The organism is Singulisphaera rosea, from assembly GCF_054877945.1.
Genome location: NZ_JBTYIP020000001.1, coordinates 846,206 through 870,645 on the forward strand (window position 1 = coordinate 846,206; position 24,440 = coordinate 870,645).

General features: G+C 65.7%; 12 protein-coding genes. 6 read left to right on the top strand and 6 right to left on the bottom strand.

Annotated features, from left to right (window positions below; all coding sequences use genetic code 11):
- Positions 1-107 precede the first annotated feature (107 nt).
- The 4 genes from drmC to drmD all read right to left on the bottom strand — a co-directional run bounded on the left by drmC (position 108) and on the right by drmD (position 14,070).
- Positions 108-896 carry a DISARM system phospholipase D-like protein DrmC gene (gene drmC, locus ACYOEI_RS03250; protein ID WP_462847844.1) on the bottom strand — a complete coding sequence of 263 codons (789 nt, stop codon included), beginning with the start codon at positions 894-896 and terminating at the stop codon, positions 108-110.
- A gap of 14 nt (positions 897-910) precedes the next feature.
- Positions 911-6,295 (bottom strand): DISARM system helicase DrmA, encoded by a 5,385-nt coding sequence (drmA, locus tag ACYOEI_RS03255; protein ID WP_462847845.1) that lies wholly within the window; start codon positions 6,293-6,295, stop codon positions 911-913.
- Positions 6,296-6,360: 65 nt separating this feature from the next.
- On the bottom strand, positions 6,361-10,620 hold the full coding sequence (locus ACYOEI_RS03260; RefSeq protein WP_462847846.1) for an Eco57I restriction-modification methylase domain-containing protein: 4,260 nt from the start codon (positions 10,618-10,620) through the stop codon (positions 6,361-6,363).
- A gap of 9 nt (positions 10,621-10,629) precedes the next feature.
- Positions 10,630-14,070, bottom strand: coding sequence for a DISARM system SNF2-like helicase DrmD (drmD, locus tag ACYOEI_RS03265; RefSeq protein ID WP_462847847.1), 3,441 nt, complete (start codon positions 14,068-14,070; stop codon positions 10,630-10,632).
- A gap of 407 nt (positions 14,071-14,477) precedes the next feature.
- Between drmD and ACYOEI_RS03270 the strand changes: the two genes are divergently transcribed.
- From ACYOEI_RS03270 to ACYOEI_RS03280, 3 genes are read left to right on the top strand one after another with little or no spacing between them, the layout of a single operon-like run.
- A complete protein-coding gene (locus tag ACYOEI_RS03270) occupies positions 14,478-15,176 on the top strand; it encodes a methyltransferase domain-containing protein (RefSeq protein ID WP_462847848.1) in 699 nt (232 codons plus the stop codon).
- Complete coding sequence (locus tag ACYOEI_RS03275; protein ID WP_462847849.1) at positions 15,173-16,315, top strand: NAD(P)/FAD-dependent oxidoreductase; 1,143 nt, start codon at positions 15,173-15,175, stop codon at positions 16,313-16,315. The genes ACYOEI_RS03270 and ACYOEI_RS03275 overlap by 4 nt, the downstream gene beginning before the upstream one ends.
- Before the next feature lie 13 nt (positions 16,316-16,328).
- Positions 16,329-17,414, top strand: a complete 1,086-nt coding sequence (locus tag ACYOEI_RS03280) for a type III polyketide synthase (protein WP_462847850.1) — start codon at positions 16,329-16,331, stop codon at positions 17,412-17,414.
- Positions 17,415-17,573: 159 nt separating this feature from the next.
- On the opposite strand, the gene ACYOEI_RS03285 is transcribed toward ACYOEI_RS03280, so the two are convergent.
- Positions 17,574-18,371: a nucleotidyltransferase family protein gene (locus ACYOEI_RS03285; protein WP_462847851.1), complete on the bottom strand. Its 798-nt coding sequence runs from the start codon at positions 18,369-18,371 to the stop codon at positions 17,574-17,576.
- 176 nt (positions 18,372-18,547) lie between these two features.
- On the opposite strand from ACYOEI_RS03285, the gene ACYOEI_RS03290 reads away from it, so the two are divergent.
- Positions 18,548-19,285, top strand: coding sequence for a metallophosphoesterase family protein (locus ACYOEI_RS03290; protein WP_462847853.1), 738 nt, complete (start codon positions 18,548-18,550; stop codon positions 19,283-19,285).
- Between the two features lie 589 nt (positions 19,286-19,874).
- On the top strand, positions 19,875-20,936 hold the full coding sequence (locus ACYOEI_RS03295) for a DUF1559 family PulG-like putative transporter (protein WP_462847854.1): 1,062 nt from the start codon (positions 19,875-19,877) through the stop codon (positions 20,934-20,936).
- A gap of 404 nt (positions 20,937-21,340) precedes the next feature.
- On the opposite strand, the gene ACYOEI_RS03300 is transcribed toward ACYOEI_RS03295, so the two are convergent.
- Entirely contained in the window at positions 21,341-22,639 is a 1,299-nt protein-coding gene (locus ACYOEI_RS03300; RefSeq protein ID WP_462847855.1) for a PhoPQ-activated pathogenicity-related family protein, read from the bottom strand.
- 877 nt (positions 22,640-23,516) lie between these two features.
- Between ACYOEI_RS03300 and ACYOEI_RS03305 the strand changes: the two genes are divergently transcribed.
- Complete coding sequence (locus tag ACYOEI_RS03305) at positions 23,517-23,867, top strand: hypothetical protein (RefSeq protein WP_462847856.1); 351 nt, start codon at positions 23,517-23,519, stop codon at positions 23,865-23,867.
- Positions 23,868-24,440: the final 573 nt, after the last annotated feature.

Genomic DNA, 24,440 nt, shown 5'->3' on the forward strand with positions numbered 1-24,440 from the left:
TCGAGACACCCGGGCAAAGCCATCGGGATCGCGGCCCCGAAGTTCGGCGATCGGCCGGCTACAGTCCGGCCTCACATCCTTGATGGACCGGACTTCGATGGGCGAGATCAGTCGATCGGGAGCGGCGAGAGGATGCCTTCGCCGATCATCTGGTTGAAGTAATGGATTAACCGGAATCCGAGCGATGGGTTGTTGAGGCGAATTCCCGCTTCGATGTTGCGCTCGAATGCGGCCGTGGTGAAATTCGCCGAGCCGAGGTAGATCGTCGCCTCGTCCGCCAGGATCAGCTTGGCGTGGACGCTGGCCCTCTGGCCCGCGCGGGCCTCCAGGGATCGCGGCAGATAGAAGATTTCCGGCCGGGGATGGAAGGGCCAGCTCGTCCTCAGGAAGTCGGCGGCATATCGCCGGATGGTCTGGTCGGGCGAATCACCTTCCCTGGCGTGGATGTTGACGATGATCCGAACCCTCAGCGCCGCGTCCTCGCCCATCCGACGGGCCAGGGCTTCGAAGATCCGGTCGCTGCCGTAGAAGGCGTAGCCGACGATCAGCAGAGAACGGCGAGCCGACTCGAAGACCTCCCGGACCACGACCCGCGTGTCACGGTTCGGATCGCCCTCGATCGCGGGACCAGTCATGATCAATTCCGGATGCGAGCTCTCGCGGTCGTGACGGACTCGGTCGGCCCGTAGGAGCCGGATCGCCGCCGCCAGGGCCGCGATCGACCCGAACTGATCCATCGCCTCGTTCAGCCAGGACTGGACCAGCTCGGCGCGGTCGGAGAGGCCCGCTTTCCGGACCTGCGAAACGCTCCCCCCCGCTCGGATCGCGCCCTGCGAGAGGGCGCCGAGGAGTTGTTCGAGTTCCGGGTCGGAGAGTCGCAGGATGTCCGTGAGCATTGCGACCTCATCCCTCACGACGGGTCCGGGAAGAACTCGGCACCCTGGCAGGCGACCGTGGGGACGACGAGGCTCCGGTCGAGGAGGTCATTGAGCAGCTCGCAACTGGTCTCGCTGATGAGGAGGCAGCCGTGGCAGGCCGCGCCGTGGAGGTGCCGCCGTTCGTTGAGATTGTCGGCTTCGTGCTGGGCGCAAACCGGGTCGTTCGAGCACAGCCGGCCGATCTCGAGTGCGGACTTCAAGAAATGATCGAGCGATCGGGCGGCGCTGGCCAGGCCGCCGAGGGTCCCGTAGGAGTCGGCCCCGGCCGTGTAGAGGAGGATGCCGTAACCTTGGTTTTGATTGGCGTAGATCCGCTCCTTGATGGAGGACGCGGGATAGCCGCACTCGAGCGAGATCGCGTTGATCAGCATGTGGGAGAGGGAGTGGAGCATGACGTAGGGGGCGCCGAAGAACGGCCGGCCCATGACGTCTCGCTCCTGACACCAGTTCCGGAGGCCGCGTTCCAGGCGATCGGCCTGGGCCCGGACCGCCGGCCTCTGCTTCCACTCGTCGACGCGATCCTTATGAAATTGGATGAACAGACCCTCGCCCTTGTTTTCGGTGGCGGGGATCCAGTTGGCATTGACGCCGAGCTTGGCGGGCCGAAGGTTGAGGTCGAACTCGCCATCGATGTCCGGCGAAATGTAGTCGAATCGGGTGTAGCCGACCAGGGCCGTCACTTCGCGCAGGCGATGGATGATCACCACGCGTTGCAGGCGTTGGGTCAGCTCGTCGTTCCAGGCCGATTTCGGATATTCTTCGGCGTAGAAGACGCTATCGTGCTCGTTCTTGCCGATGATCGGCTGGCCGCCGGTCAGGAGCTCGAACTCGGCCTCCTTGATCTTGCGCTGCGGCGGTCCGTCCTGGCCCGCTCGCCGGGCCTCGATGGCCTGCATGACCTGGTCGTCGGAGAAGCCTTCGAGGGCGGAGCCCACCAACCCCATGCGCTTCGTGAATTTCAGCTCCTCGAGGCTGGTCACGGCCTTGAGGTAGCCATCCCACAATGGGCCGACCGCGGCATGGACCTCTCGCCCTCGATCGGGCATGGAGATGACGCTGAGCGGCTGACGGAAGTAAGCGTTGCTGGCAGTCCGGATGAGCAACCGACTCATCTGGTCGCAGTCTTCCCTCTCGGCCGCCTGACCGAGCCAGTGCTGTGAGCCGTCGCACCGACCCAGCGCCGGGTTCTCCTTACCGACCGCCTCGCTGATATAGCGGGGTGGGAGCCCGCAATCGCAGCGGACCCGGAGCTCGTTCAGCTCGCCGGTCGCGCCCAGGTCGTCGAGCCAGAGCTTGCCGCCGCAGTTCGTGTGTCCCCGATGCACGAAGTTGTACCAGTCGATATCGCCCATATGCCCGTTCTTGCAGGCGCGGATGAACCGGATCGGGACGACGTCGAGCTTGCGGCGCTTGCCCCGGTCGTCGAAATCGGCCCCCTCGTACTGGCCGGTCTTCTCGTCCAGGTGGGACTCGGGGACGAGCATGCGGGTCTGGTAGGTCCGGCCGTCGAGGTCGGTTTGTCGCCTGGTCTCCTGGGTGATCGACCACTTGGGGAACTTCCAGGCGATCACGCCCCGGGTCGTCGTCGCGTCGGGGAGCTTGTCGCTGACGTAGGGGGCCACCAGGTCCACGGCGTCGCGCCCGAGGGCCTGGGCGGCCTTGGCCTCGAGCCGGGGTTCGGAGATCTTCACGCCCTTGTCCCAGAAGTCGAGCCCGCCGACGACGGCCGCGAACCAGGGGAGGTCGATCATCGCGCCCGGGCCGTAGGTCGTCACGAGCTGGCTCTGGCGGAGGGCCGAGACGGTGACCTCGCCCTTGACCTTGATCGGGGCCTTCGGGGCCTTGAACCGCCGGGGCAGGATCGCCACGGTCGGCTCGACATCCCTCATCGATCGCGGGGCCTTGAACTGCCGACGCACCGGGCTCAGGTTGACGAGCTTGGGGTCGAGCATCTCGTGGAGCAGCTTACGGGTCGTGGAAGGGCCGTCCGCCGTGTAGTTCAGGTCGACCCGCTCCTGCTGCAACTCCTCGGCGTAGGTGAACCAGTCGTCGAGGAGGCTCCGGACCTTGCCATAGACGGCCGTCTGCTCGATCGGACCCTCCCGAGAGCCCTCGACGTCGAGCGCCCTCGCCCGCTCGGCGACCGTCCGCGCGACGTCGTCCAGGTGCTGGCTGTGTTTCAGGATCATTTGGGCGTCGCCGTCCCGGATCATGAAGTCGTGCCCGAGCCTGGCCAGGGCGACGGCCACGGCGAACAAGGCCCGGTCGAGCGCCCGGGGGGAGAAGGGGGTGACACTCGTGGCCTCGACGTTCCGGTAGAAGGTGTCGTGGAAGAACCGGAATCGCTCGTAGTGGGAGCGGTCGCGGGGGCGGTTGATGTTGAAGATGGTGACGATCAGGCCGGGCTTCGCCGCCTGGCGACCGACCCGGGACGTCGCCTGGATGTACTCGGAGGTCATCTTGGGCTGGGCGAAGACCGCCATCAGGCCGAGCCGGGGGATGTCGAGGCCGACCGAGATCATGTTGGTGGCCAGGGCGATGTCGACGCTGCCGGGCTCGCGGAACGGGCGGTTGAGGGCGTCCTTGGCCTCGGAGACCTTGGAGGTGCTGTAGCGCGAGGTCAGCTCCAGGGCCTCGGAGAGGTTCGGCCGGTCCGAGAACGGCGATTCGAGCTCATCGAGCCGCTTGCGCTTGCCGTACTGATGGAGGCGGCTGGTCAGCTCGTCCTCGATCAGGCGACGGGTCCCGCCGAGCTCCCTGAGGCTGTTGAAGTAGCCGAGCATCGTCATGTAGGGGTCGGCCGGATTGTCGGCGACGCCCTTGCCGCCGTTCTGCTGGTAGAGCCGCTCGGCGGCCGACATCAGGGCCAGGTAGGTCTTGAGCAAGACCCGCTTGGCGCTGCGGCCCTGGGCGGCGATGCCCAGGTACAACCGGGCCGACTCCCGGGTCGTGACCGTCTGGGCGAAGAAGGAGTCGCGCCGGTTCGGGCCGGGGGGCGGGAAGATCTGCACCGAGGTGCGGCCGAAGAGGGCCAGGATCTGCTCCTGGGCCCGGCGGACCGTGGCCGTCGAGGAGACGACCTTGGGGCCTCGCCCCTGCCGATCCCGGCAGAGGTGGTCGATGGCCGTCTCATACAGGCCGGTGACGGTCCCCAGGGGGCCGGAGATCAGGTGCAGCTCGTCCTGGATGACCAGCTCGGGCGGGGGCAGGTTGGGAGGGTCGAGGTCGGCCCCCTCGCGGCCGTCGCAGTCGCCGAAGAAGCCGAGGCCCCGGCCGAAGCTCTTGACCCGGCCGAACAGCTTGGCGACCTCGCCCCGCCAGGGCATCGCGGCGAACTTGTCGACGGTCGCGATCAGGAAGCCGGGCAGGCGGTTGTAGATCGGCTCGTCGACCATGTGGATCGGCAACGGATGGTCGCCCGTGAAGTCGCAGTCGTCGCCGAGACAGCCGATCCGCAGCTCCTCGGCGTGGTCCTGGCTCGGATGGAGGCTGAAGCAGTCGGCGACCAGCGTCGACCCGCACCAGGGGCATTTCTCCAGCGGGACGGGCGGGCGGGACTCCTTGCCTTGCTTGAACGCGAGGACCTTGGAGACGATCCCGTGCGGGTCGCCCGGCTTGCCCATGTAATTGGGCGTGGCGCCCGAGCCGACCCAGAGGCCGATCTCGAACGGCCAGGTCCCCAGCCCCTTGGGGTCTTCCCGACGCATCAACTCCAGGGCGCAGATGAGGGCGGCGGCGCGAGAGAGCTGGTCGAGCGTCAGGAGCCTGAGCGTGTAGCGCATCAGGACCGTCACGCCGGCATAGCGGGGGATCGTCCCGCCGACTCCTTCGCGGAAGCGGCGGTAGAGCAGCGTGAAGGCCGCGAGGCCCAGGTACGCCTCGGTCTTGCCGCCGCCGGTCGGGAAGAAGAGGAGGTCGACGGTCTGGCGATCGGCGTGTTCGGGGTGGATGATCCCCCGGAGGTTGAGCAGGACGAAGGCGAGCTGGAAGGGATACCACCTCGGCTCGGCCACGTCCTCGGGGCGTTTGCCCTGGGGCAGGGCGACTCGCCGGCGGGCCTGGCGGGCCATCGCCGCGTTGGCGAGCGTGAAGGCGCGGAAAGCCCTGGGGTCTTGCAGCTCCTCGATCCCCTGGCGGATCCGATCGGCCGCGACCCTGGCCAGGTTGAGGAGCGTCTCGCTCGTCTCAACCCGGCGGTCGTGATGGAGCTCCGCCTTGGTCCTGGGCTGCTCGGCGATCCAGGCTTCGTAGAGGTCGGCCAGCCCGACCAGGGAGGATCGGGCCTCGTCGTGGGTCGTCAGGCGCGCCAGGCCCTCCATGCCGAGGGTGATGCCCTCGAGCTTGCGGGGCTCGACCCGTTCGACCAGGGCGTGGGGGACCCAGGCGGTCCGGACGAGCTTGCAGGTGCATTGATCGTCGTCGACCTCGGCGTTGGCGGAGGCGTTGTGGCCGACGGCGAACTCGCAGACGTCGCGGTACTGGAGGTCGGCCTCGCGGTCGCCGTCGTCCTCGGAGTCGAGTCCGCTCAGGCTGGGGCGGGGGACGAACCCGCGCTCGCAATGGACCATCAGCTCGGCCTGGAAGGCCATGGCCTGGTCCTTGAGGGCGCCGTGGATCGCCTTGCGGTTGTTGACCAGGTAGACGTTGACCGACATCGCCCCGTCGGGCACGAGCGCCTCGTCGAGCGCCTCTCGGGGGGCGGGACGGGCGAGCCATTCCAGGCTCAGGCCGTCGGAGCCGGGCACTCCGGCCGCTCGGATTCGGCCGAAGGTCCCCCGCAGGTCCAGGGTCAAGCTCGCCTCGCGCTGCTGGCGGGCCCAGGCGACGATCCCGGGACGTTTCTTCGGCTTGGGGGCGGGCTTCGCCGAGGCCAGCGCGAAGGTCCCCTCGGCGGGCACGGGCTCGGGCGCCGGCGTCTCGGGGGCGAACTCGGGGTGGTAGTCGCCCCAGCGGACGGTCACCTTCAGCTCGGTCGTCCCCTTCGGGACCAGGACGCTCAGGCCCATCGAGGAGGGCAGGAAGTTCCGTTTCGAGGTCACGACCGCGGCGTTCTTGTCCGAGTCGTCGACCAGGACCGACTCGGCGGTGGGCTGGTCGAGCGGGTCGTCGTCGGGGCCGAACAGGTCGTTGTCGGCCTCCTCGTCCTCGTCCTCGTCGTCCTGGTCCTCACCCTTGGGGAGGTCGACCGAGGCCCGCGTGCTGGGCACGAGGAACCCGGTCAGATACCAGCGGGAGGGGCCCTGTTCGAGTCGTTCGCCGGCGCGAGACGGATCGGCGATGGGGCCGATGAGGTCGAGGATCAGGGCGTCGACGAGTCGCTGGCGGACTTCGGCCGAGGTCATGGTGGGAGAGCTCACCGGCGGTCGATCCGTGCGCGGGCCGACACCCTTGTCGGCCCCGGAACGGTCGTAGAGACATTCAATCAATCATCATCGCCGGAATCATCGTCCTGGTCCCCGTCCTCGCTGTCAAGGTTGTCGTCATCGTCGATGAGATCATCGCCGGCGAGGGGCGAGAGGCCGGCCTGGCGTTCGGCCTCGGCCCTCTGCGTGTTGAGGAGGAGGAGGCGGGCGAGGACGTCGTCGCGGACCTCGGGCCTCCATCGATAGCGCCAGGGGAGGCCCTTGCCGATCCCGACCAGCTCGGCCGCGAAGGACTGGGCGTCGGCCGCCGACTCGAAGAAGTACCGGCCGGCCTCGAGGCGTTCGAGCGTGTCGGGCGAGGCGTCATCGGAAGCCTCGGCCTCGCACCAGTCGAGGTCGAACCCGCAGGTCGTGTCGACGTCGGCCCAGCCATAGCTCGCCAGCACCGCCCGGTCCATCGCCGAGTGCAGCTCGCGGAGCCGGGCGATCTCGGGCGCGCGTTCCTTCGGGTCGTGGAACCGGTTGTACGTCTTCGTCAGCCCCTTGTTCGAGTCGATCATCAGCCTGGCGCGATACTCGTAATACTGCCGGCCGATGGCTTCGAGTTCGCCTCTTGTCTCCCAGCCTTCAGGGAAAGGGAAGGTCTCAAAACAGTCGGAGGGGGTGTAACGGAGGTCGTCTTTCATCGACGAGCCGAAGAAGCGGGCCCAGAGTTCGTGGGGGCGGGACTGGAGGAGGCCGAAGAACGCATAAGACCCTGTTGGAAAAATAACCAATGCTTCGGAATAAATCATGCCGCCGGGCAGAAAAGCGAAGGAAAGTTTATCTCCAACGCGTGAGACACACATTATTCGTTCCAGACCGGCGATTGCCTTGCGTAGCCCTGGTCGCCTTTCGCCATACTGCCACCATCTTATTCGGTGCGCGTCACGTTTTACGCTGTCCCGATATGGTTTGACCTTGGTTTCAACAATTTCTAGTAATTCAGACCAAGTACCAGCCATCTCCAGAGAGAAATCGTCGAAATCTATCGCATATCTGCGAGGCGTATGACTTGGGCTCGAATTTACTTCCTCTCCTCCTATGAACGGAAAAATTCGACTCCTGTTTCGTTCGTCCTCCATGAGTCGATGCATGACAACCATGGGATTCGCTTCCGGATCGTCATCGTCGAATAAAAATCCTTGGCCTGCGGGTTTGTATCCTTCAAAGGTTAGTCCGGAGTTCTCAATCAAAGCTTGAGGATCATCGTGGCCGCCGCGATCAAACAAAAATGCATTTATATTTCCAACAGAATTCCCATCGAGTAGTCGCTGACTCTTACATTCACCACGACAGACATGCACAACACTAACTACAACAGCCGCGATCCCCGGCCACCTCAGACGGCGCATTGCATCGTAAATAACACCTTTGTCGTGACAGATATAACGCAGCCCTCCTTTCCTGGTATCCCCTTGAGCAATTGAGTTCGTCGCGATCAGACCAAGAGAGCCACCAAAACAGATCAGGGAAAACGATCGTCTAAAGAAATAGGCCACAAGGTCCATGCGGTTTCCGCTCTCGGGAAATGCCGAATACAACCAATCACGATACGATTCGCCTTGTGTTAAGGAAATGTTAGTCCCAGCGGTAAAAGGCGGATTGCCAACAATCGCGTCAAACCCACCTTCGAGCGGTCGACCGAGCGATCCGTCTTTCTCAGGGGCGAGGAAGACCTCGGGAAACTCGATCTCCCAGTGGAACGGCTTTACGGGCGGCTCGACCCGATCGAGGACTGAGGCAGCCTGGCCGATCTCTCGGCGAAGGATTTCGCGAGTGGGCAAGTCGACCCGATTGCCGTGGAACTCGCGGAACGTCATGCCGAGGTCCTCGCGACGCCGCTCCTTGGCCGATGCCGTGCCGCCTTCGAAGAAGACGCCGAGGATGGCCGCTCCCAGGAAGCGGAGCTGGTCGAGCCAGCCGTCGGCGGATCGGCGGAGATCGCTCAGCTTCTCGTAGCTCGTCCACTCCTCCGCCGCGATGATCTCGTGTCGCCGCTTCATGACCTCGGCGACCCGGCGTTCGAGGGCCGGGAGGTGGATCGCGCCGCTCAGGTCGTGCGACCAGTGGCACGCCTGGATCTGGGCCAAGGAGAGGCCGACCAGGGAATCGCCGTGGCGGAAGTTGTGGTCGAGGAACGAGAAGGCATGGTCCTTGGCCAGCGTGGCCAGCCAGAGCGAGAGCTTGGCCAGGTCGACCGCCATCCGGTTCCTGTCCACGCCGTAGAGGCAGCGCTGGGCGATCAAACGGCTGGCGAACAGCAGGGGCGTCTCGTCGCTGGGGATGCGCGGCGGCTTGCCGTGGCGGTTCCACGCCTCGACCAGGAGTCGGGCCAGTTGCCGCATCGCCTCGACGAGGAAGGCCCCCGAGCCCATCGCCGGGTCGCAGACCTTGAGCGCCAGGATGGCCTCGGGCGTCGGATCGGGGCCGAGTCGGGCGAGGATCGGCTCGAGCGTCTTGGTCACGATCGGCCCGGTGAGCGTCGGCGGGGTGTAGTGCGACCCGCTCCGCCGCCGCTCGGGGCTCGGCTGGATCACGAGCGAGCCTTTCGGGACCGGGGCGGGCGTAAGCCGGCGGTCGATCAGCTTGTCCAGGCTCGCGACGAGGTCGGCCTCGGTCCTGGCTCCCCGGACCGCCGAGGCGGCGGCCGTCGCCAGCTTGCGGTCGGTCTTCTCCTTGAACCACTTGCCCCGGTTGTTGGCCGACTGCCCGAGCAGCTCATCCAGGCTGATCGTGACCGGCGCACCCCCGCGCTTCTCGGGCTTGATGGCGACCGACCGGCCGCTCGCCGCCTCGACCCGGTAGCCCATGACGGCCTCGTAGACCGAGCCGATCTGCTCGACCTCGAGCGATCGGTAGCTGAGGCGCTCATGGCCGAGGTAGAGCAAGTTGCGGAGCACCCGGAGGACCGTGCCGTCGGCCACGCTCGGCAGCGGGTGGGGTCCGTCCGGTTCGCCCGCCAGGGGCTGTCCTTCGAGGAACGGGAACCGCGAGGGGTCGAAGAGGTCGCCGTGCCGGGCGGGGATCTTGACGAGCTTGCCGTCGGGGCCGTCGTAGCTCGCCCCGCGATAGACCAGCCGGAACAGGCTGATCAGGTGGGCCCAGGCCCCGTAGCGCTGATCCATCGTGTCGGGGTGGCGGCCCTCGTCCTCGACGAGCCGGGCGAATAGCCCGGCGATCGAGTAGTTGCGGACGAAGAGGTCGTCGCTCGGGAACGTCTCGCGCTCCTCGGCGTAGAGCAGGAAGACCAGCCGCATCAGGACCGTGAGCAGCCCCTCGTAGATTTCATGCGTCCGATCGGCCCGGTCGCGGATTCCCGCCAGGAGCCGCCCGCGCGATTCCTCATCGGCGGCCTCGAACCCCTTGATCAGCTCGAAGAGGGCGGCGAGCACCTGCTCGGCGAGCTGGGTGGAGACCTCGTTCTGGAACTTGCGGCTCTCGGCCAGGATCGCGTGCAGCCGCTGCCGGCCGGGCAGGACGTGGATTCGCGGGTGGTTGAGCAGGGCACGCATGGCCGTGCAGGCCAGGCGGCCGGCCGGCTTGAGGATCGCTTCGAGCGGGAACGTGATGTATCCCGACTGCTGCGATTCGGGCCGATAGACCAGCCGGACGGCCGACTCCTGGAAGATCAGGCCGAGCGGGATCCCGGTCTCGTAGAGCAGCCGCTCGAACTTCTTCTGCGGGGATTCGACCCAGGTCCCGTCCTCCGGGTCGGGCGGCTTGCGGTCGAAGTCGACCCCTCCGGGGACGGCCAGCCCGAGCAGGGCGTACGGCGAGCCGTCCTCGGGAGCCTTGGGCCAGCGATACGCGAAGCTTGGTTCGAGGGCGTCGTCGTACTGCGTGAGCTGGTGGCGGATCGCCTCGGGAGCCTCGGGGAGATCATCCGGCCTGAGGGCCCGTTCCTGGCCGGCGAACATCCGAGCGTTCGGCCCCGGTCGGAACAGGTCCAGCAGGTCGGGCCTCCAGCCGAGGAAGCCGGTCAGGAAGGCGCGGAGGTCGGGAAGGATGCGGGTCGAGACCGAGGCGTCGGGGTCTTCATCCTCGGGGATGGCCTTCGCGATGGTCAGGTCGAGCAGGGCGTTCTGGGCCTCGGGCGACTGGAGCGGCAAGTCCACCTGGGCGACGCGCAGGGCGCTGGGCGAGACGACCAGGCCGAGCGAGACCGGCCTGAGGTAGTTCAGCCAGAGGTTATGGGTGTAGATCGTCCGGTCGCCGCCGTCGAGGGTACGCCTGGCGGTCGTCGAGGCTAGGGCCTTGGTCGATTTCGTTCGAGCCATGATGCGATCTCAACCCATCTCCGGCCACAGATAGACGATGCCCACCGGCTCGAGCCGGACGGTCTGGACTTCGAAGCGGCGGCGGATGCGGACCGGCTCCTCCTCGATCTCGCGGGGGATATCGGCCTTGCGCTTTTCCATCGCCCGTCTCTCCAGGGACCGCTCGCGACGCGCCCGCTCGTCCTGGAGGAGGACGGCATCCAGATCGGCTTCGAACGGCAGCGTCGGACCACGCTTCGCCCGACGAGCCTCGGCCTTCTCCCGCGCGGAGGCTTCCTGCCCCTCCCACTTCTCCAGGGTCTTGTCGATCTGCCGGGCCTGGTCCTCGAGCAGCTTGCGGATGCCCTCGGCTTCCTTCTCGCCGGCCGCCGCCAGCTCCTTGCGGACCTTCGCCTCCAGGCCCTCGGCCTTCTTCTCCAGGTGCCCCTTCAGCTCGTCGATGTCCCGGCGTGACGCGGCGAGCAATTCGCCCTGGATGCTCTCGGCGATCTTCCCCGCCTGGCCCGCCAGCAGGGCCTCGTCGAGGCGACGGAGGTATTCGACCTCGTTCATCCTCCTGGGATCGACGGGTGAGAGGCCCCCTTTGCGGATCTCCGGCCGGGTCCACTCGGCGCAGACGGCGATGATGTCCTCGTGGAGCCTCGCGGCGTGGTCGCCGTAGAGGCAGAGGCGGGCGATCAGGTAGACCAGCGGGATCGAGCCCGCCGTCTGGGCGAGGCAGGCCCGCGAGAGGTCGTTGTAGACGAACCCCTGCGACTGGAGCCGCCCGAGCAACCGCTGGCTGACCCGGTGCTCCAGGTGCATGTGGACCGGCTCGAGCCGCGATTCCGGGTCGGATTCGCCCAGCGGCGTGACGCCGGGGTCCTCGAAGACGACCGGGCGAATCGGGCACCTGGCGTACCAGGCCCCGAAGTCCTCGCCCTTGCGGCGAGGGGCGCGGAGGCTGTTGAGCGTCTCGCGCCACGAGGGGTTGCGCTCCAGCGACGCGGTCGGGAATTCGTATCGCCTGGCCGTGGGCCGCTCGAGCGGCTCGGCGGTCAAGCCGCCCTCGATCTCCATCAACCGCAGCGAGCAATCGAGCGCGGCGCGAAACTCGGCGTCGCGGAAGTCGAGCCAGCGCTTGCTCTCCTCGAAGATCGTGCGGAGCCGCTCGACGCTCTTGCGGAGCTTCTCGCGACGGGCCCTGTCGATCCGTTCGCGTTGGTCGGGTCGGGCGGCGGGCGGCGGCCCCTCCTCCTCGTCCTCCTCGCCCGAAACCTCGGCCAGGGCCAGGCCGGCGCGGGCCTCGTCCTCGGGGGCGGAGAAGTCGAACATGCGGGTGGTCTCGGCGACCCTGGAGCGATCGATCCCGCGGCGGCGGAGCGACTGGATCAGCCCCTTGTCGAGCACCGTCGAGAACCCGCCGAGCTCGCGATAGATCGTCTCGGTCTTCTCGACGATCCGCCGGAGGATCGCGTCCTCCTCGCGGTTCTCGTAGAGGAAGTAGCGACAGTAGACCGTCGGCGACGGCTGGAGCTTGCGGTCGATCCGGCCGTTGCGCTGCTCGAGCCGGGCGGGGTTCCAGGGGACGTCGAAGTGGAAGAGGTTGAAGCAGTACTTCTGGAGGTTCAACCCTTCGCGTGCCGCGTCGGTGGCCAGCAGGATGCGCACGGGGTTGACGGCCGGGTCGGCGTTGAACGCCTCCCGGATCTCCTGGCGTTCTTCGATCGAGGTGCCCCCTCGATAGATGGCCAGCCGACCTTCGGCGCGGTCGGTCGCCCGGATCTGGGCCTCCAGGTGGCGACGGACGTAGACCAGCGTGTCGTCGTATTCGGTGAAGACGATGATCCGGTGTTCGTTCCAGCGGGCGCCAGGACGGGCCTCGACCATGTTCCGGTCGATGTACTCGAAGAGCGTCTTGAGCTTCTCGTCCGGCTGGTGCCGGGCCCGATCGGCGATCGCGAGCATGTCGGCGAGGAGGGCCATTTCCCTGGCGAAGTTGGGATGCTCGGTGTCGCCGAGCGTGGCGAGTGTGGCCTTCTCGGTCTGGCGATCGGCCTCGACGGTCGCGGGGTCTTCCTGGTCCGGGGTCGCCGAGTCGGGGTCGACCTCGAGTTCCTCGTCGGGGTCCAGCCCGCCGCCGATGGCCGACAGCGATGGCTCGTCCAGCTCGGAGTCGTCGACCGCTCGGCGTGATTGCCGAGCGTCGAGTGCGTCCCGGATGGTCCGGTCGTGCTTGCCCAGGGTCCTCCAGAAGGCCTCGGTCGAGGAGAGGAGCCGCTGCTGGAGGCCCGACCTGAGGAAGGCCGAGGCGTTGCGGATCTTCACCGGCGCTGTGTCCAGCCGCTCCTCGCGGAGGGCACAGTAGACCTGCAACTTCGCGGCCAGCTCGAGCTCCGGGGTCCCCTTCACCGGGGCCGTGATCGGAATGGGAAGGACCTCGCGGACGGGGAAGCCCGGGATGCCGATCTCGCGCAGGTCGTCCTTGAGCCGGTAGATCAGGACCTGATCCCGCGACTTGCGGCTGACGGGGACCCCTCGGCAGAAGCGCTGCGGGTCGAGGATCGCCATCAGGGCCCGGAAGCTGTTGGAATGGCCGTTGTGGGGGGTCGCCGAGAGGAAGAGCTTGTGCTCGAACTTGGCCGCGAACTCCTCGACGGTCCGGGTGAACTGCGAGGTGATCGCGTAGGCCCCCGCCGCGGCCGGCGCGGCGTGGTGGGCCTCGTCGAGGATCAGCAGCGAGCGAGGCCGCACGAGGTCGCGCCCGAGCCAGGTCCGCAGGTCCGACGCGTATTCCTCGTCCTTGATCAGGTTGTGCGAGATGATGAATCGGTTGTGCGTCGCCCAGGGGTTGACGTTGTACCCACGCTCCTTGCGGATCTTATGGACATAGGACCGGTCGACGATCTGAAAGAGCAGGCCGAACCGGCTTTCCATCTCCTCGCGCCACTGGAGCACCATCGACGGCGGGCAGCAGACGACGATGTCGGAAACCTTGCGGCGGAGGAGCAGCTCGCGAGCGATCAGCCCGGCCTCGATCGTCTTGCCGAGACCGACGCCATCGGCGATGAACAGGTTGACCCGGGGCATGCCGAGCGCCATGCGCAACGGCTCGAGCTGGTAATGCGCGATGCCGATCCCGGCCCGGAACGGGGCCTGGAGCAGGTCGGTCCGCGAGGCCGTCACCCGGTTCCAGCGGAGCGTGTGGTAGTAGGCCGAGAACCGGTCGGGAGGGTCGAACCCTCGGCCGCCGAGCAGCCCCCAGGTCTCCGCCGTCGGGATCTCGGCGTCCAGCTCCTGTTCCCAGATCACCTCGAGCGGTCGCCCGAGATGATCCGGGTCGACGCAGGAGAGCCTGGCGATCGTCGTCGAGGCCGCCTTGCCCGGTGAGACGTCATCGACCAGATACTGGCGCTGCCTGACCCGGACGATCCGGCCGATATCCCGTACCGACAGTGATTCGGTTCCCATCGGAATCCGCCGTGTTCTTCAAGGAGGGGCCGTCAAAGTCGTCAGGGTAGACACCGTGGACCGCGGCACTCGCTCGCAGCCTTTCCAGCAGGTCACGCCCCAGAGCCCGCGTCATTCAACATGGGAACTTCGAGCGGACGACGCGCCGAAGTCGCCCAGTGGGCTGATGATTCTCAGGCGCATGCACCCCGCACATGGGTAGGCCCGCGAAGCCTTCGGAAGCGTGCCACGATAACTTTAGCTGATGGATGGCGATACGGTCTAGCAACTGGCCGACACGAAGGTCGTTGGATTTTCGATATCTCCAGTCGCGATCTTTCGCGGGCCGCGGGTCGGAGGCAAGGATAGGGATTGTACAGCCTTCTCGAAGTCGTCCGGTTTGCTCTCTTTTGAGGATCGATCGTGCCATGCGCCATCGCCTCCGCGTTCAAGAAATCATGGATCTCCCGGATTTGGACCGCCGTTCGCATGAAAGCGCCCTGCGGGGGCTTGGGCGGATCAACGTCTTCAGTCGGAGCCTCCCGCAGATGTGGGCACCGATCCTGGAAGCCGGGAGGGCTGCGAACGGAAGGACGCTTCGGGTGCTCGACCTGGCCTGCGGTGGCGGTGACCTGGCTTGCGGGATCGCGAGCCTGGCGAAGGCCGCAGGACTGCCGCTCGAGGTCCATGGCGCCGACCTCAGCGAGCAGGCGATCGCATTCGCAGGGTGCCAGGCCCGAAAGCTCGGCGTCGATGTCCACTTTTTCAAGCTCGACGCACTCGCCGATCCGATCCCGCGAGACTATGACATCTTAACGAGCACTTTGTTTCTCCATCACCTGGGCGGGGACGACGCGGGACGGCTCCTCGCCAAGATGGGGGCTTCGGCCCGGAGGACGGTCCTCGTGGATGACCTGATCCGAAGCCGACTGGGATACGCCCTAGCATGGGCGGGTTGTCGACTCCTCAGTCGTTCGAAGGTCGTCCATCACGACGGACCGGCGTCGGTCGCGGCGGCGTTTCGACTCGACGAGGTCCGTGAGATGGCCCAGGCCGCCGGATTGTCGGGCGCCTCGATCCGAACGCATTGGCCTCAGCGGTTCCTGCTTTCCTGGAGCCGACCGTGAACCCCAGTCGAACGTGGGACGTCATCGTGATCGGAGCGGGACCGGCCGGTGCCCTCTCGGCGCTGCTCGCGGCCCGATCCGGGTTGTCGACTCTGCTCGTCGAGCGAAAACGGTTCCCACGCCCCAAGGTCTGCGGCACCTGCTTGAACCGGTCGGCCGTGGAACTCCTCGAGTCGCTGGGCTTGGGGGAGATCCCAGCCTCGTCGGGAGTCCGGCTCGACCACCTCGAGCTCGGGTTCCGGGGAAAACGCGTCCGTCTTTCCCTTCCGGAAGGCGTAGCCATCCCTCGCACAATTCTCGACTCGGAGCTCGTTCGCCACGCCGAAGCCGCAGGCGCCGCATTTCGGCCGGAGACGGCGGCGGGGCTCGAAGTCGAGTCCGGCGCCACCACGCGCGCCGTTCGGCTCAGGACTCGAGGTGGCGAGGAGGTCGTTTTCGGACGAGTCGTCGTCATGGCCGCGGGACTCGGGAACTCGGCCCTGCGAGATTCGGATTCATTCTCAACGCAGGTCTCCCGACGAGCTCGAGTCGGGGCCGGTTGCACGGTCGAGTCCCGGGCGTCAACCTATACGGAGGGCCGGATCTCGATGGCGATCGGCCGGTCGGGATACGTCGGCCTCACATCAACCCATGAGGGATTGGCGATCGCCTTGGCCGCCGATCCGGAGTTCCTCAAGTCTTGTGGGGGCCCTGCTCACGCCGGGGCCACGATCCTCGAGGAGGCGGGATTTCCGCCGGTCCCGGCCATGCTTTCGGCGGAATGGTCGGGCACGTTGCCGCTGACACGATCGACACGGCCCGTCGCGTCGTCTCGGGTTTTCCTCGTCGGGGATTCGGCGGGATATGTCGAACCCTTCACCGGGCAGGGCATGGCGATCGCACTCCACGGGGCCGTCGCCCTGGCCCCCTACGTCGCGAGGGCTGTGGAGGCGTGGTCGCCGGAAGTCGCCCAGGCCTGGTCCCGTGAATATCACGGCACGGTTGGATCAAAAAATTGGCCCGCGGCCCTCATCGCGGCGATCGCACGACGGCCGAGGTTGACCCAACTCGTCTTCGCCATCGCCGGGGCCGTGCCGACCGTCCCCAACGCCCTGATCCGCGTCGTAAACCGCCCCGTCCTGACCCACTCGTCGACTTGAGGGGAATCGTCTCATGGACATCATCGGAATGGGGACGGCGGTACCCGCCCACCGGATCTCCCAGGCGGATTCCGCCCAGATCTTCAAGCAATTCGCGGCGGTCCCTCCCGAGCGTGCGCGAGCGGTCGAGGAGTTGTACCGACGAACCGGCATCGCCACGCGCCACAGCGTCCTTCTCGACGCCTCGGACGGTCCTCTCGCCGATCGTCAGACGTTCTACGGCCCGACGCCACCGACGACCGCCGAGCGGATGGCCGTCTATCGCGAGAAGGCGGAGCAACTCGCGTTCGAAAGCTCGTCACGGGCCGTCGCCGAAGCGGGGATCGAGCCCGACCTCATCACCCACCTCGTCACGGTCTCCTGCACCGGCTTCCACGCCCCGGGGTTCGACATCGCGTTGGCGAGGCGCCTCCCCTTGCGAGCATCGATTGCCCGGACCCACGTCGGATTCATGGGGTGTCAGGGGGCACTCAACGGGTTGAGGATGGCCCGGGCGTTCACCCAGGCCGACCCATCGGCGTGCGTGCTCCTCTGCTCCACCGAGCTTTGCAGCTTGCACCACGCCTACGGATGGGACCCCGAAACGATCGTCGCCAACGCCCTCTTCGCGGACGGTTCGGCCGCCGCGGTCCTGACCGGCGCCTCGCGTCCCTCGAGGCCTCGACTGGCCGTGGTCGCGTCGGGATCGACACTGATCGAAGATTCGACCGGGGAGATGTCCTGGGCCATCGGCGATCACGGCTTCGCGATGACCCTCTCGACCGAGGTCCCCCGCATCATCTCCACGAAGGTCAGGCCCTGGCTCGAGGGTTGGCTTCGACGGCAGGGCCATTCTCTCCAATCGATCCGTTCGTGGGCCGTCCACCCCGGCGGCCCCCGCATCCTGTCCGCGTTCGGAGAGGCGATGGACATCCTGCGACCGGACCTCGCCTCGTCATACTCGGTCTTATCTCAATACGGCAATATGTCATCAGCCACAATCTTATTCATCTTGAAGGATTTCAACGACTCCCGGGCCGAGACCCCCGCCGTCGCGATCGCATTCGGCCCCGGCCTCACGGTCGAGGCCGTGCTCCTCGACCAATCAAGGATGGCCTAAAAATCAACAAATAACCATTTCCAATATTTCTAATAATATGCCATAAAAATACAGTGTCAATCCGATTTTCGATCCTTGAATTACCCGTGATCCATCGGTGTTTCATCGGCGGCCGAGAAATCCCGCGTCCCATCCGCGGCCGGTTCGAGCCCCTGGCATTCAGAACGTCCCATCCCGCTCGATCGACCCCGTCCAATGATCGATGTCCGCCTGGGACATCCGTCCCTTCGGCTCGAGCCGAGCGTCCGCGTACCCCCAGGACCGGAGATCGATGAGGTACTGCGACCTCGAGAGTAAGGTACCGAAGCAGGCGGATTCCTCGGTAGAGGTCGATCCCAACTCTCCTTGGAGTCGAGCGAGGAGGTCGGCCATCACCCGTTCGGGGATCGCGAGTCGCTCGGCGGGATAGATGAATCCGAACAGGACGAGGTGGGCGAGGAGAATCCGCCAATCGGGGCCGAAGCGCCTGACGAGACGGCCCCAGTCGAGGTTCGGGCCGCAGGCCCGCAGGAGATGGGCGACGTCGGCGCCATCGAAACGCTCTCGCTCCATGACGTAGGACTTGGACCAGAGGATCTCCTCGGCCGGGCAGAGGCCGACGGGGAACCCGAGGACCTCGTCGGGGACGGCGTGCTCGAACCACTCCTCGTCGACCGCGACGACCCCGTTCCCCGAGCCGAAGATGACATCGACGAACGCATCCTCGTGGTAGACCTTGCCGAGCCAGTGGGGGTGGGTCATCTCGGTCCGAAAGCCTCCCTCGGCGAACAGAGCCAGCGCCGGATCCACGTCCGGGGGGCGAACGAACACGTCGAAATCCTTGGTGTGTCGCTCGATCCCCGTGTACCGCTCCATGGCGTAGGCACCACCGACGAGGAAGGAAATCCCGGCCTTGCTCATCCGCGCCATCGCCCCTCGATAGAAGTCGCTCGTCTTGGGATCGAGTGTCAACGGCATGGATTCATCCTTCATTCGGACGATTTCAAGGGGATCAACCGGCCGTCTCGGGCCGGAATGGGGAGAGGTAATTCGCAAAAGGAATGCCGGGAGGGCATGGAGGTTGCTGCGTTTCCCGTTCCAGAAGGTTCGAGCCGGCGAGCCCGGGCCGCGACATCGGGAGGAGTTCGAGAACGATGCCGAAAGCGATGGTCCGACTGGCGGCGATGGCCGACATCCACTGCGGCAAAGCGTCGCACGGAGCGTTCCAGCCCCTGTTCGCGCAGGCGGCCGAGAGCGCGGACGTGCTCCTGCTCTGCGGCGACCTGACCGACTACGGACTCCCCGAAGAGGCCGAGATCCTCGCCAAGGAGCTGACCGCGGTCCCGAGGATCCCCAAGGTCGGGGTCCTCGGGAACCACGACTTCGAGTCCGGCCAGCAAGACGAAGTCCGCCAGATCCTCACGGGCGCGGGCCTGACCCTGCTCGACGGCGAGGCATGCGAGATTGAAGGGATCGGCTTCGCCGGCGCGAAGGGATTCGCCGGTGGCTTCGGCCGGGGGACGCTCGGCGCCTGGGGCGAAACGGCGGTCAAGGCCTTCGTCCAGGAAGCCATCGACGAGGCCTTGAAACTCGAGTCCGCGCTCGCCCGGCTCAAGACGGCGCGTCGCATCGCGCTCCTCCACTATGCCCCGATCCAGGCGACCGTCGAAGGGGAACCCCCCGCCATCTTCCCCTTCCTCGGTTGCAGCCGCCTGGAAGAACCCCTGGCGCGATACCCGGTCCACGCCGTCTTCCACGGCCACGCCCACAACGGTGCCCCGGAAGGAAGGGCCCGCGGCGAGGTCCCCGTGTTCAACGTCTCGATGTCGCTCCTCCAGAAGAGCTACCCCGATCGGCCTCCCTTCCGCCTCTTCGACATCCCGACATCTTAATGTCGAGATACTTCCATTGATAGATTGACCGATCAGACCACATCCCCATCCCCAACGTCCGCCACTCTTCCGCACGCCTATCCTCGACGCGCGGGGGAAGCCCTTCGGCGTCTCCCCGATCGAGGTGCGCCCGCCCTCAAAGCAAGCCGGAATATCGCTGCCTCGACGAATTCATCGAGAGTCTTCGCCGACGGTTGCGAGACGGACGCGACGTTCATCGCCATCGACGTCAACGTACAAATTTGCGCACCGGACTCTTGACCGACCCGAAGCTAAGCGATATCTTATCGATCCGTTGAGATTGAATCTCAGTTGCTCAGGTTTCTTCGAGTTCGGCCCGGCTCTGGTCCCGTCGTTCCGAACGAGGTCCTCTTAGTCACAGACCGATCCGAGTTGCGGATCCCCCCCCTCGATCGATCTCCGAGAGTCCACACAGGTCGTCTGCCTGGAAAGGCGTGCGAGGCCGCCGCGCGCCCCTCACCGAAAAGGACGAAGGCCCCCCGACTCCGCGTCACCATGGCTGACGCGAAGGCTCCGGGGCACTCGTCCTCATACCGATCCTCGCAGACTCAGCACGACGGAGAAGACGATGTCTCGGAATTCCGGGTCAGAACCGCGGGGCTTTACCCTCATCGAACTGTTGGTCGTGATCGCGATCATCGCCGTCCTGATTGCGCTCTTGCTCCCCGCCGTCCAGGCCGCCCGCGAGGCCGCCAGGCGGATGCAGTGCGTCAACAACCTCAAGCAGCTCGGGCTCGGTGCGCACAACTACGAGTCTGCCATCGGATCCTTGCCCCCGCAGCAGGTCCTGAATTTCTTGCCGAGCGGCAAGCCTTTGTCTCACACCGCCTGGAGCGTGACGTCTCGGCTCGCCCCCTACCTTGAGCAAGGGGCGATGTTCAACTCCATCAATTACGCCGTGTCGACCAGCACTGCCCAGAACACCACGGTCGTCTCCTTGACCCTCAAGGTCTTGATCTGCCCGAGCGAGATCAACCCGCAGCCCAACGTCACGACGAACGCGACCACGGGGGCGGTCAGCAAGTACGGCGTGTCGAACTACGGTTGGTGCGAAGGAGATTGGTACGTCTACGGCGGCCCCGGGGCCATCCCGAACCGGAGCGCCTTCGGTCCCAACCTCAGCCGGACGTTCGCGGCATTCTCCGACGGCCTGTCCAATTCGGTGTTGGCGACCGAGGTCAAAACGTACACCCAGGCCTACCACGACTGCGGAGGCGTCCCGTCCCCTGGCCAGGCGAACCCGACCCTCGTCCCCGACGTGGCGACGGTGCTCGCGACCATCGCGGCCTCGCCCTCGTCGTGCAAGGTCGCGGCAGGGACGCCGGGCGGGGGGCACACCCACTGGAGCAACGGCAACACCTTCTACGACGGCTTCACGACCGTGCTCACCCCCAACACGAAGGCTCCGGCAGGGACGCTCGGTCTCGACACCGACCTCTGCACCATCGACGAAGACGACGGCGGGCCCACCTACGCCGCCATCACCTCGCGGAGCTTCCACTCCGGAGGCGTCAACGCCCTCTTCGGCGACGGCAGCGTCCGCTTCATCAAAGACACCATCGCCCTCCAGAACTGGCGAGCCCTCGGCACCATCGGCGGCGGCGAGGTCCTGGGCGCCGACTCCTACTGAGTCCTCGGGCGACCGACCTCTCGAGGGCGATCATTCACCATTCCGGCGCTCGCCGAGCCGAGCCGGAACGTCGAGGTCACGCGAGCGAGCGGCCACCCGTCGTCGAATCGTCGCGGTCCCGTCGAAACGAACGAGTCGAGGGGCCGATCTCGGCCCCTCGACTCGTTTCGAGCGCGAACAATTCACAGCAAAACCAAATAAAATACTGAAATTTCAATTTTGAAAGAATGTTCGATTTTTCAAGTAGCATTGCCCGGTTCGGACTCCCTCTTCGTCTGATCCGTGTTCAATCCGCGGCCAAGAATCCTATCGATGTCGTCCCCTGTAGGCAGTGATTCGGCGGGGCAGGGGAGTGGCCGAGCAGACGAAACGGCGTCCGCTCGGCCTCACGATGGTGGGATGACTCAACGAGCCGCGTCGCCCTTGGCCCCGGTTTCCCGGACCTGGGTCGAGAGGTGGTAGTGGACCCCCTCGATTTCGAACTCGAGGTCGCCGAGGAGGGCGATGCGTCCCTTCTCGGGCCGGGTCACCTCAACCTTATAGGGAGGCTTGTCGCCGACGACCTTCGCCTCCTCCCAGCGCGACTGGCGGAAGTCGCGCGTGTCGGAGCGGGCAACCCAGGCCCGGGCGACGACGGCCGGGGCCGACGATTCGATGGTCAACCGCAGGCCGCCGTCCCCGGAATCCGAGTGGGTCCAGGAGAGGTCCGGGAAGGACTTGCCGGCAATCGTGTGGCGCACGAGGGCCCCGATGCCGCCCAAGGCGTAGTCCCGGTGCTGTTCCAGGCCGTGGCCCGCGTTCGGCAGGTAGACCACCGACTTCGGCCCCTTGAGCTCGCCCCAATAGATGTTGAGGGCGTCCACGGTCCAGTACGGGTCGTTGGTCCCGTTGATGATCAGCTTCGGCTTCGTCAGCCGATTCAGGAACATGTAGGGGTCCACCATCTTCCAGAGGGGCTCGCCCTCGTTCTTGTCCATCACGTCATTCAGGCCGCGCTTGGTGTAGTCGTCGATCTCCTCGCTGGGCTTGCCCCAGACCTCGAGGTAATGCTTGCGCTGGGCGCGGAAGTTCAGGGTGTCGATGACCATCGGGGCGATGGCGACGACCCTGGGGTCATAAGCACCCGTCAACCAGGTCGTCCAGCCTCGCTTCGAGGCGCCGGTGACGACGAACTTCGAGGGGACGGGCTTGCCCGACTCCTTGCTCCAGGCCTGAACGGCGTCCATCGCGCGGACGGCGCTCTTGACCATCGGGAACAGGAGCGGCCAGGTCGCGTCCCTCGTCTCGAGGTAGCGCACGAAGGTCTCGGCGATGAGGGTGTCCTCGACTTTGTCCCCAAGCAGCGGTTGGTTCGGGACCTGGGGCAGGATCGCGACCCGGGCTCCGCTCAACTTCGCCAGAAGCAGGCCACGCTGGTCCTCCTCCTCGTTGGGGCGGCTATTCGTCCCCCCTCCGGTGATGAAGAGGAGGAAGGTGTTCGGGTCGCTCGGCGCCGAGGAGGACTCGTACACGCGCATCCGGTGCTTCCAGACGATGCCGTGCCAGGTCTGCGAGACGAGGGGAAGGTCGACGATCGTCCCTTCCTTCGTTGGGATGGTCTCGGCCACCTTCCAGGAGAACGTCGGATCGTCCCGGCTGACGTAGTCGTCGAGCTCGGCCCCCGTCGTGACGCCCCCGAACAACCCCCACGCGAAAAGGCTCATGAGGACGAACCGTCTTGGATCCGATCGCTTCATGGAATGCACCCAACCCCTCTTGACCATTGTTTGAATAAGGAACTCTGGATCTTCGTCCCGGGAGATTGCGGGCGAGGGTCGTCGTAAGCTCACGCCCCAATTCGAAGGGCACGAGGCATGACCGGCACACGTGGCAAGATCCCAAGCCCAGGGTCCGGGCTCGGTTGTCGCGCGGAGGGCGTGGGACCGAAAACCTCGGTCCCACCAATTTCGCCACATGAGCCGACATGTTTTCTCGAATGCGATGATCCCGCCGGACGACCCCCGTCCCGGATCCAGACATGCGCCCTCGGCACCGACGACGCGAGTGCTCGCGGCGGTAGCGACCTTCCTATCGGACGAGGGCGTACCGCAACGGCCGATCGATGATACGCGAACGGTGGGAGCGATCCAAGGATTTGAAGACGAGGCAACTCCCACCCACCACATCGAGCGTATATTCCCCGCAACTCACCCCCAAACGAGTCGATCCAGGTCCGCCAAATTGCAGCCCGCGGGCAAGGAATCCTTCCTCGCCGGCAAAGATCAGAAGAGAGCTTACCTTTCTTCTTCCTCAATCAATCACAAATTGAACTTTCGTCGCCGATCCACCAACACTGGTCGACCACCTTCGCCATCGTCTACACGACAAACCCACCGAATTCCAAACGCTTGCGATGGCCCGGGTTCCCAGATCGAAAAAATTCGTTAAGGGCTGGAACCCGCCACTACTTTCATTCGTGAGTGGGGTTGATAATCCACCGATCCCGGCCGGTTCCGGGCCGAATTGGAGGCATCCTCCTATTTAGAGAGGAGGAGGCCACCGGCCCCCGGTAGGGATTCGAGACATTTTCGGAGGGTTCCGATGAAGTCCCGTCGCACGTTCATCCTGTCCATGACCGCGGGCCTCATGGCCTTGGCCTTGGTTGTCGCCCCGGTGATCGCCGAAGAGTTGCTGGGCGTCATCACGAAGGTCGACGTGGATGCGAAGAAGGTCACCGTCGTCGAGAAGGACACCGACAAGGAGATCCAGGTCACGATCAACGACAAGACCGAACAGGTCACGAAGAAGGGCACGGGCCCCGTCGACCTCGAGAAACTCGAGAAGCGCGTCGCCAAGGCCCAGGAGAAGGGCGCGAAGGGCGCCGCCGTGAAGATCGAGCACGAGAAGGGCGTCGCCTCGAAGATCGAGTTCACGAGGAAGGCCGCGAATTGATCGAAGGAAACCTCGGCCGATTCGCCATCGCGGATCGGCCTTCGTTTGAAGAAATGGCGGAATTCCGAAGAAACCGTTTGACCTTCGGCCAAAGCCTGATAATATTGTCCCTGTCGCCGCTGACAACGGTGGTGACGAGAAACGCGGCCGAGTGGTTCGGCAAGACAACTTGACCGAGCCCGATGGCCGCGATAATTCGTTCGCTGGACGATTCGGCCGGCGTGACATGCCCTCAGGGCGAAGTCACTCCGGCCGGTGACGTCGGTGGACGCGATCTTTGACAATCCGGTCGATCGTGGTTCTTTCGTTGTGGACCCTTGAGGGAAGCCGGCGAGGGGCCGCCCGATGTCGCACTCATCCCGGTCGGGGTGGGGTGCGGCGGGGACGGACCTCCGACCGGCAGCCGATTCCGGGCTTCGGCCCAGGGTCGCCTGCGACCAGTCAGTAATTCCTCAACCCGGACGGGTGAGGACGGGGAGCCTGGCCTCGCGAGGGGGCAGGGGACTCGATCCACATTATGAAGGGTTTGATCCTGGCTCAGAATGAACGTTGGCGGCGTGGATTAGGCATGCA